10 protein-coding genes and 1 tRNA gene are annotated in these 8967 nt (G+C 66.2%); 9 read left to right on the forward strand and 2 right to left on the reverse strand.

Annotated features, from left to right (window positions below; all coding sequences use genetic code 11):
• Positions 1-222: 222 nt before the first annotated feature.
• The 4 genes from htpG (at position 223) to WFQ05_RS20460 (ending at position 5197) form a co-directional block, all read left to right on the forward strand.
• Positions 223-2145, forward strand: coding sequence for a molecular chaperone HtpG (gene htpG, locus WFQ05_RS20445; protein ID WP_337055179.1), 1923 nt, complete (start codon positions 223-225; stop codon positions 2143-2145).
• Positions 2146-2314: 169 nt separating this feature from the next.
• Positions 2315-3700, forward strand: a complete 1386-nt coding sequence (gene ftsY, locus WFQ05_RS20450; protein WP_337055180.1) for a signal recognition particle-docking protein FtsY — start codon at positions 2315-2317, stop codon at positions 3698-3700.
• Positions 3701-3822: 122 nt separating this feature from the next.
• Complete coding sequence (gene mutY, locus WFQ05_RS20455) at positions 3823-4917, forward strand: A/G-specific adenine glycosylase (protein ID WP_337055181.1); 1095 nt, start codon at positions 3823-3825, stop codon at positions 4915-4917.
• 1 nt (position 4918) lies between these two features.
• A complete protein-coding gene (locus WFQ05_RS20460) occupies positions 4919-5197 on the forward strand; it encodes an oxidative damage protection protein (protein ID WP_337055182.1) in 279 nt (92 codons plus the stop codon).
• Positions 5198-5200: 3 nt separating this feature from the next.
• Here WFQ05_RS20460 and WFQ05_RS20465 read toward each other — a convergent pair whose 3' ends face one another.
• Both WFQ05_RS20465 and WFQ05_RS20470 read right to left on the reverse strand, forming a co-directional pair.
• The gene (locus WFQ05_RS20465) at positions 5201-5665 is read right to left on the reverse strand and encodes a DUF6491 family protein (RefSeq protein ID WP_337055183.1); all 465 of its coding nucleotides are present in this window, start codon (positions 5663-5665) and stop codon (positions 5201-5203) included.
• A gap of 80 nt (positions 5666-5745) precedes the next feature.
• Complete coding sequence (locus tag WFQ05_RS20470; protein ID WP_337055184.1) at positions 5746-6225, reverse strand: DUF6491 family protein; 480 nt, start codon at positions 6223-6225, stop codon at positions 5746-5748.
• A gap of 167 nt (positions 6226-6392) precedes the next feature.
• Here WFQ05_RS20470 and WFQ05_RS20475 point away from each other — a divergent pair.
• From WFQ05_RS20475 to WFQ05_RS20495, 5 genes are all read left to right on the forward strand, one after another.
• Positions 6393-6468, forward strand: a tRNA-Phe gene (locus WFQ05_RS20475).
• A 126-nt stretch (positions 6469-6594) separates the two neighbouring features.
• Complete coding sequence (locus tag WFQ05_RS20480) at positions 6595-6900, forward strand: hypothetical protein (protein ID WP_337055185.1); 306 nt, start codon at positions 6595-6597, stop codon at positions 6898-6900.
• Between the two features lie 131 nt (positions 6901-7031).
• Positions 7032-7415 (forward strand): hypothetical protein, encoded by a 384-nt coding sequence (locus WFQ05_RS20485; RefSeq protein ID WP_337055186.1) that lies wholly within the window; start codon positions 7032-7034, stop codon positions 7413-7415.
• A 21-nt stretch (positions 7416-7436) separates the two neighbouring features.
• Complete coding sequence (locus WFQ05_RS20490; protein ID WP_337055187.1) at positions 7437-8135, forward strand: hypothetical protein; 699 nt, start codon at positions 7437-7439, stop codon at positions 8133-8135.
• Between the two features lie 196 nt (positions 8136-8331).
• A complete protein-coding gene (locus WFQ05_RS20495) occupies positions 8332-8910 on the forward strand; it encodes a hypothetical protein (RefSeq protein ID WP_337055188.1) in 579 nt (192 codons plus the stop codon).
• Positions 8911-8967 lie beyond the last annotated feature (57 nt).

Genomic DNA, 8967 nt, shown 5'->3' on the forward strand with positions numbered 1-8967 from the left:
GCCGCGGGTGGGTGTCCCCGGGTGCGGCGTTCGTCGTGCGTGGGGGCCGGCGTCCGCCGGGCTCGCGCCCCGCGCCTGCCCCCCCCCTCCCCCCCCTCGGGCGGCTCCCACAAAAGCCGGCCCGTCAATCGCCTGCCCATCTTGAAATCCGCCACTGCGCCCACACCCGAAGAAGCCATCGGCGGCCGATCAGGCCGGTCCCACCACGGAGCAAGACGACCCATGACCACCGACACCCATCCGGAGACCCACAAGGAAACCCGCGGCTTCCAGACCGAGGTCAAGCAGCTGCTGCAGCTGATGATCCACTCGCTGTACTCCAATAAGGAGATCTTCCTGCGCGAGCTGGTCTCCAACGCCGCCGACGCGGCCGACAAGCTGCGCTTCGAGGCGCTGACCGATGCCTCCCTGCTGGAAGGCGACGGCAGCGACCTGCGCATCCGCATCTCCTTCGACAAGGACGCGCGCACGGTCACCATCGAGGACAACGGCATCGGCATGAGTCGCGAGGAGGCCATCGCGCACCTGGGCACCATCGCCAAGTCCGGCACGGCCGACTTCCTCAAGAACCTCTCCGGCGACCAGAAGAAGGACGCCAACCTGATCGGCCAGTTCGGCGTGGGCTTCTATTCGGCCTTCATCGTGGCCGACCAGGTCGACGTCTACAGCCGCCGCGCCGGCCTGCCGGCCAGCGAGGGCGTGCACTGGTCGTCCAGGGGCGAGGGCGACTTCGAGGTCGCCACGATCGACAAGCCGCAGCGCGGCACCACCATCGTGCTGCACCTGAAGGAAGGCGAGGAAGGCTTCGCCGACGGCTGGCGCCTGCGCGGCATCGTCAAGAAGTACTCCGACCACATCGCCCTGCCGGTCGAACTGCTCAAGGAGCAGCCCGCCCCGGCCGAAGGCGAGGCCCCGGCCGCGCCCGAATGGGAGGCGGTCAACCGCGCCAGCGCGCTGTGGACCCGGCCCAAGTCGGAGGTGACCGACGCCGAGTACCAGGAGTTCTACAAGCACATCGCCCACGACCACGCCGACGCGCTGGCCTGGAGCCACAACAAGGTCGAGGGCAAGCTCGAGTACACCTCGCTGCTGTACACGCCCTCGCGCGCGCCGTACGACCTGTACCACCGCGACGCGGCCAAGGGCCTGAAGCTGTACGTGCAGCGCGTCTACATCATGGACCAGGCCGACCAGTTCCTGCCGCTGTATCTGCGTTTCATCAAGGGCGTGGTGGATTCCTCCGACCTGCCGCTCAACGTCTCGCGCGAGATCCTGCAGAAGGGCCCGGTGATCGACTCGATGAAGTCGGCCCTGACCAAGCGCGCGCTGGACATGCTGGAGAAGCTAGCCAAGGACAAGCCCGAGGACTACGCCAAGTTCTGGAAGGAGTTCGGCCAAGTCCTCAAGGAGGGCCCCTCGGAGGACTACGCCAACCGCGAGAAGATCGCCGGCCTGTTGCGCTTCGCCTCGACCAAGTCCGGCACCGACGCCCAGGACGTGGCGCTGGCCGACTACGTGGCGCGCATGGTCGAAGGCCAGGACAAGCTGTACTACCTGACCGGCGAGAGCTTCGCGGCGGTCAAGGACAGCCCGCACCTGGAGGTGTTCCGCAAGAAGGGCATCGAGGTGCTGCTGCTGACAGACCGCATCGACGAGTGGCTGATGAGCTATCTGACCGAGTTCGACGGCAAGTCCTTCGTCGATGTCGCCCGCGGCGACCTGGACCTGGGCGCGCTGGAGTCCGAGGAGGACAAGAAGGCCCAGGAGCAGATCGCCAAGGACAAGGAGCAGCTGGTCGCGCGCCTGAAGCAGGCGCTGGGCGAGGATGTGTCCGAGGTCCGCGTGTCGCATCGCCTGACCGATTCGCCGGCGATCCTGGCCATCGGCGAGGGCGACCTGGGCCTGCAGATGCGCCAGATCCTGGAAGCCAGCGGGCAGAAGGTGCCCGAGGGCAAGCCGGTGTTCGAGTTCAACCCGGCCCATCCCCTGATCGAGCGCCTGGATGCGGAAAGCGACGAGGAACGCTTCGGCGACCTGACCCGCGTGCTGTTCGACCAGGCCGCCTTGGCCGCGGGCGACAGCCTCAAGGACCCGGCCGGCTACGTGCGCCGCCTCAACAAGCTCTTGCTCGACCTGTCCCGCTGACCCACTTGAGCCCCTCTCCCTCCGGGAGAGGGGTTGGGGTGAGGGTACGGCCAGCCCGCGGCATTCCCCACCTTCATTGCATCCCGTCGCCCCCCCCCCCGCACACCAGGCCTTCCAGACCCCGGTGTTAGCATCTGCGCCCTCATTTTTCGCATTACCAAGGCTGCACATGGTCAGTTTCTTTCGCCGCAAGAAGCCGCAGGACGCAGCGTCCGCCCAGGATGGCAGCACCCGCCGCTATAGCGTGGAAGAGCTGGCCGCCGCCTTCCCCGAGGCGCGCCCGGTCACCGCCGACGCGGCCGCCGCGCTCGAACAGGCGCGCGAAGTCGCCGACATCCTGCAGGCCGCCGAGCCCGCGCCCGCACCGACCGCGCCCGAGCCCCAGCGCTTCGCGCCCGCCGCGCCGGTCCAGCCCGATGTCGTCGTGCCCGGCCCATCGACGCGGCAGCTGATCGATACCCCGGTTCCCGCCGCACCGGTGGCCGACGCGCCCGTCGTGGTCGCCGCCCCACCCGCGCCCGCGCCGGCTCCGACACCTGCGCCACCGATCGCCCCGCCGCCCGTCGAAGCGCCGGTTCCCGCGCCCGACACCGCACCCCGCCCCACCTCCATCGACAAGCCCGCCGCCGCCCCCGGCAAGACCGGCTGGCGCGAACGCCTGCGCGGCAGCGCCTTCGCGCGCAGCTTCGGCGGCCTGTTCTCGCGCAACCCCAAGCTCGACGACGACCTGCTCGACGAGATCGAGACCGCGCTGATCACCGCCGACGTCGGCGTGACCGCCACCACGGCCCTGGTCGAATCCCTGCGCAAGCGCATGAAGGCGCGCGAGTTCGCCGATGCCAACGCGCTGCTGGCCGCCCTGCGCGCCGAGCTGATCGCCATCCTCCGGCCGGTCGCCGTGCCGCTGGCGATCGACCGCGACGCCAAGCCGTTCGTGGTGCTGACCGTGGGCGTCAACGGCGTCGGCAAGACCACCACCATCGGCAAGCTGGCCAAGCGCTTCAAGGACGACGGCTTCAGCCTGATGCTGGCCGCCGGCGACACCTTCCGCGCCGCCGCCGTGGCCCAGCTGCAGGCTTGGGGCGAGCGCAACGGCGTGACCGTCGTGGCCCAGGGCCAGAACGCGGATGCGGCCTCGGTCGCCTTCGACGCGCTGCAGGCCGGCAAGGCGCGCGGCACCGAAGTGCTGATCGCCGACACCGCCGGCCGCCTGCACACCCAGACCGGCCTGATGAACGAGCTGGGCAAGATCCGCCGCGTGCTCGGTAAGGTCGATGCCAGTGCGCCGCACGAGGTGCTGATGGTGATCGACGGCACCACCGGCCAGAACGCGCTCTCGCAGCTGCGCCAGTTCCATGCGGCCGTGGGCGTGACCGGCCTGGTGGTGACCAAGCTCGACGGCACCGCCAAGGGCGGCGTGGTGTTCGCCCTCGCCCGCGAGTTCAACATCCCGATCCGCTACGCCGGCATCGGCGAACGCCCGGAAGACCTGCGCGTCTTCGACGCAGAAGCCTTCGTCGACGCCCTACTCCCCGAAACCCTAGGCAGCGCCTGACGCCTGTAAGCCCCTCTCCCCCCGGGACATCAGCCCCATCTTGGGGGGAGGGGTTGGGGTGAGGGTCAGGCCGAAGTCATATCGTTTAAACACCCAGCGCTTCACCCAAACTCCGACACTCCGTGCCCCCCAGCCCGGAGAAGGCAGAGCAAGCCAGCCCGAGCCAGCCCCCCATCGACACCTTCGCCACCCAGCTCCTGACCTGGTTCGACCAGCACGGCCGCCACGATCTGCCCTGGCAGCATCCGCGCACGCCGTACCGCGTGTGGCTGTCGGAGATCATGCTGCAGCAGACCCAGGTGCGCGTGGTCATCCCCTACTTTGAGCGCTTCCTGCAGGCGTTTCCGACGCTGCCGGACCTGGCCGCCGCAAGCTCGGACGAGGTCATGGCGCAATGGGCGGGACTTGGCTACTACGCCCGCGCCCGCAACCTGCATGCCGCCGCCAAGCGCTGTGTCGAACTGCACGATGGCGAGCTGCCGCGCGACTTCGATGCCTTGCATGCCCTGCCCGGCATCGGCCGCAGCACCGCCGGCGCCATCCTCAGCCAGGCCTGGAACGACCGCTTCGCCATCATGGACGGCAACGTCAAGCGCGTGCTGTCGCGCGTGCACGGCATCGCCGGCTGGCCGGGCCTGCCGGCCATCGAGAAACGGCTGTGGGCGTTGGCGGTCGAACACGTCCAGCACGTGCCGCAGGGTCGGCTGGCCGATTACACCCAAGCGCAGATGGACTTCGGCGCCACGCTGTGCACGCGCGCCAATCCGGCATGCCTGCTGTGCCCGGTCTCTCCGCAGTGCGTCGCCTTCCGCGAAGGACTTACCGAGGCCCTGCCCACGCCCAAGCCCGGCAAGCCGCTGCCCGAGCGCAGCGCGGTGATGCTGATGGCCTTCGACGCGCAGGGCCGCGTGCTGCTGCAGCGCAGGCCGCCGGTGGGCATCTGGTCCGGCCTTTGGTCGCTGCCTCAAGCCGACGACACCACCTCCGCGCGCGCCTGGTTCGACGCGCACCTGGCCGGCGACTTCGACGCCGCCGACGAACTGCCCGACACCCCGCACACCTTCACCCATTACCGCCTGCACATGCAGCCGCTGCGCTGGGCGCGCCTGTCACCGCGCGATGCGGTGGGCGACAATGCGGACCTGCGCTGGGTCGCCCCGGCCGAACTGACCACGCTGGGCCTGCCTGCGCCCATCCGCAAACTCCTGGATGCCTGACATGCCCCGCACCGTGTTCTGCCAGTACGAGAAGAAAGACACCGAAGGCCTGGACTTCGTCCCCTATCCGGGCGAACTGGGGCAGCAGGTGTTCGCCCATATCGGCAAGGCCGGCTGGGCGGCATGGCTGGCGCACCAAACCATGCTGATCAACGAGAACCGCCTCTCGCCGCGCACGCCCAAGGACCGCGCCTTTCTCGAAGCCGAGCTGCGCAAGTTCCTGTTCGGCGGCGAGGCCGAGAAGCCCGCCGGCTACGTCACGCCAGACCCGCAGGCCTGAGCCTCAGCTGCCGGCGTCGGCGGCCTCGCGTTCGGCCAGCCTCGCCTCGCGCAGCGCCTGTTCCGATGCACGGATGGCCTGGGTGTCGAGCCTGCGGATGCTCTGGATCCGGCAGCTGACGTGGAAGCCGCCCGGACGGTCGATGACCGTCACCCGGTCCATGCCCGCCGACACCTGCCCGAGCAGGTTGGTGATCAGGATCGTGGTCGCGTTGTTGAGCCCGTTGCAGCTGTTGCCCAGATCCAGCAGATAGGCCTCGTTGGGGCGGGTCCAGACCGCCACGGCCTCATCCCCCAGCGCGGTCCAGCCGATCAGGCGGTCGGCGTTGCTGAAATTCTTCTGCGGCGCGCCGGCGTGGGCGCGGTACAGCGCCAGTCGCTGGCTGTCGCTCAGCCCGGTGGTGGCGCAGCCGGCCACCAGCAGCGCGGCCGCCAGCGCCAGCGTCGGCAGGGATGTCCATCGGCTCATGGCGGATCTCCTTCTTGCGTGGCGGATGCCAGGCATCGATCAGAGCGCCGAGCGCGCAAGCGCGCCGTGACGGCCACCGGTCATTGGTTGCCCGCCGGCGGCGCGCCGGCCTGGCGTTCGGCCGCGTTGGCCTGGCGCAGCTGTTTCTGCGCCTGCCGCAGGGCCTTGACGTCCAGCGGCCGGATCTCGGCGATCCGACACGGCATGCGGAAGCTGTTCTGCAGCCCGCCCAGCACCAGCACATCGTCGAACTTCGCGTAGACCCGGCCGCCCTGGTTGGTCACGGTGATGGCCGGCGCCGAATCCAGATCGACGCAACGCCCGGTCAGCTCCAGCAGGTAGGCCTCGCTGGGCCTGGCCCACACCGCCAGCGCGGCATCGCCCAGCGGCGACCAGCCGTTGAGCTGGCCGAAGACGGTGAAGCTCTTGACCGGCTCGCCGGCGTGGGCCTGGTACAGCGCCAGTTCCTGCGCATCGGTCAGCCCGGTGGTGGCGCAGCCCGCGCCTAGGGCGGCCAGCAGGCCGGCGGCGAGCAGGCGGGCGAATCGCGGACGTTGCATGCGGCGTCTCCGGTGGCGAACCGTGTCGGGGACAGCGATGATGCACCCGGCCCCGCCGGGTCGGCACGGCCGCGCGGCGACACGTTCAGTGATCAGGCGTCTTGCCGGATCGGGAATCCATCCGTATCATGCGCGCCTCGCTTCGGCTCGGCCGCAAGTGCAGCACTGGCCGGGTAGCTCAGTTGGTAGAGCAAGGGATTGAAAATCCCTGTGTCGGGGGTTCGATTCCCTCCCCGGCCACCACTTCAGGTGGCAAAAGTTGTAGCGATTCAATTACTTAGGCCATCCGCGAGGGTGGCCTTTGTCGTTGTACGGACGCGAGTACGGAAAGCCGGACTCAAATTGTTGTCTGTGTGCCCGTTACTCTCCATGCTCAGCCTGGGCTGGATGAGCCCACGGATCATGGAGAGCATCATGGCACTAAGTGACGAATGGGAAGACCAGCACCTGACGCCATCCGGCTGGGTAAGCGGAAGCTACAAGCATGACCATGGCCACCGGGAGGAGAAACCGATCCCTCCGGACACCGTATTGAGCGTGCGCCGGCATGTGGTTGTCGGTGCGCTTGGAGCAATGCCAAGCGTCAGTGAAAGCCGGCAGGTGCGCGGCGGAGCGGATCCAGCACTCGTAGCAGAGTTGGAAGAAAACTTTGGCCCTCCGATTTTCGGCTGCTGATATTCGCCAAGGAGCAGGGAATGGCTTTGATTGCGTGCAAGGAATGCGGACAGACGGTCCGCGATCAGGCCGTGGCTTGTCCTCACTGCGGAGCCCCCGTCGCTGGCGCACCCCAAGCGACGCACCCGCATATGGCAGCGAAGAAGCCGACCAGCACTGCGAGGATCATCCTCTGGACCCTGGCCCTGATCATCGGCGTGCCGGTCGTGCTGTTCGTGGGCTCGGCGGTGGTCGCCGGGATCATGGAGGCCAGCGGCGGCCGGGCCACGTCGCAGGCCAAGCAGTACACGGGCAGGCTGCGCGTCGACTCGGGAACGATGTTCGTCCTGCGCGATCAGCCCACGTCCATCGGCGGCGCATGCGCGGGTTGGAGCACGGTTTCCCTGCAGCGGCCCGACGGCAGCGGCGCGATGACAAACCTGATGTGCTGGCGGCGCGATGGGGACACCATCACCGTCACCACCGAGAAGGGCGACATGCGGAAGACACACCCCGCTTCAATGCTAACCGACTAACGCAACGCGCGAGGTTTCCCCATGAAGGAATCAACTTTACGGCGGATGCTGGGAGGCTTAGGGAACGGTTTGACAGCGCCAAACTCGTGGGAGCACGAAGGCACCTTCAATCTACCAGGCCAAGAAGGATCCAGCCGATACACGCTTAGGCATTACTTCCACGGCGATCAAAAGTTCAACGTGTGGGTGGACGAGGAACTCCCACAAGAATTGTTCTTTTTGATCATGTTCTTCCATAGGGAGAACTATCGAGGCGATCTTGTCAGCGCTCAAAAGGAAATGCTTCAACATGCCATGAGCTCTGCGAAAGATTACGCCAACGTCATCATGCTTGCAGGATATGCAGCTCTATTCACGATGCTCTCGCAAGGCAAAGACTTCACGAAGGCGACCTCACTTTCCGCGGGCGTCCTCTTGGCTTTGTCTGTTCTTTGCTTCGTTGGCCTGGAAGTTTTTGGCATGCTGCTTCGTAATAGTTCCAATAAGGCCATAGCTCGCGCCGTCAATGACCCTTATCGGTTCGAACAGCACATCTCCAACTACCAAGAGTCGACTGCTGAGCTCGCGAGAAAAATGATCCCTTTCCAAAGTGCAGTTATGTGGATAGCGATCACCACCGCGCTCATCGCCTTCCTAATTATGCTGTCTGCGATGATCGATGGTTTGTGGCTCAACTTTCTTTCCGAATCAATAAAAGCAGCAGCGCCGCCCTTCAAATAGCAGAGGCCCCGCCGTAGCGTGACCCCGGTCGCCTCAAGCCTCAATGTGCCCCCATGATTTGGCGAAGGCTCAGCGACTGCCGGCGTTGTCGCGGACACCTCCGGCTGGTCCGGCGCGGCCACGACCAAGCGTCCATTTCACATGCTAGCCTCTCTAGGCGGACAAGAGGTCCGCATGGAGATTTACGGAGCATTGAATGAAGATGTTGAAGATGGCCGCTCTTACATTCGCGGCATCTGTTGGAATTGTTGGATCCGTCAACGCGCAAGACGTTGGCCTGAAGGCGTGGTCCGCAAGTGCGCATATCGAGAACGCACAATCCACCGCGCCCGCTGGAGCTACGCTGGTGCAGCTGTATCGCTACTACAATGCAAAGGAAGTCAATCACTTCTCCGGCCGCGAAATGCCGCAAGGGTGGAGCGATCTGGGTTGGAGGCAGGATGGGACGAATGGATTCATCTCTTTCACCCCGTTCTCTGGCAGTAGAACGCTTTACAGTTGCTTTATCCCCGGAGGGATTGATCGCTTCACATCTAGTGACCCCAATTGCGAAGGTCAGGGGCGCGATTCGATGAATTCAATCCTCGGCTACGTCGCTGAAAGTCAGATCCCCGGCACGGTTCCACTCTACCGTTGTCAGCGCGGCGGCATTAAGAAGATCAACGGCGTTTGGCGTTCGGACCATTTCGACACCCTGAGCTCCGTCTGCGAGAACGTGCCTAGGGTTCACCCCCGTTTTCACGGACACTTACGAGAAGGCCGATCAAGGCCATGAGGAGTGTTCATGTCGAAGCGAAGGAAGTTCAGCACCGAGTTCAAGCGCGGTGCGGTT

This window comes from Pseudoxanthomonas sp. USHLN014 (assembly GCF_037153335.1).
Classification (GTDB): domain Bacteria; phylum Pseudomonadota; class Gammaproteobacteria; order Xanthomonadales; family Xanthomonadaceae; genus Pseudoxanthomonas_A; species Pseudoxanthomonas_A winnipegensis.

Bases quoted from the DNA above. Each gene is read 5' to 3' on its own strand.
- htpG (WP_337055179.1), top strand. From the start codon at position 223: ATGACCACCGACACCCATCCGGAGACCCACAAGGAAACCCGCGGCTTC.
- ftsY (WP_337055180.1), top strand. From the start codon at position 2,315: ATGGTCAGTTTCTTTCGCCGCAAGAAGCCGCAGGACGCAGCGTCCGCC.
- WFQ05_RS20460 (WP_337055182.1), top strand. From the start codon at position 4,919: ATGCCCCGCACCGTGTTCTGCCAGTACGAGAAGAAAGACACCGAAGGC.
- WFQ05_RS20465 (WP_337055183.1), bottom strand. From the start codon at position 5,665: ATGAGCCGATGGACATCCCTGCCGACGCTGGCGCTGGCGGCCGCGCTG.
- WFQ05_RS20470 (WP_337055184.1), bottom strand. From the start codon at position 6,225: ATGCAACGTCCGCGATTCGCCCGCCTGCTCGCCGCCGGCCTGCTGGCC.
- WFQ05_RS20480 (WP_337055185.1), top strand. From the start codon at position 6,595: ATGCTCAGCCTGGGCTGGATGAGCCCACGGATCATGGAGAGCATCATG.
- WFQ05_RS20485 (WP_337055186.1), top strand. From the start codon at position 7,032: ATGGCAGCGAAGAAGCCGACCAGCACTGCGAGGATCATCCTCTGGACC.
- WFQ05_RS20490 (WP_337055187.1), top strand. From the start codon at position 7,437: ATGAAGGAATCAACTTTACGGCGGATGCTGGGAGGCTTAGGGAACGGT.
- WFQ05_RS20495 (WP_337055188.1), top strand. From the start codon at position 8,332: ATGAAGATGTTGAAGATGGCCGCTCTTACATTCGCGGCATCTGTTGGA.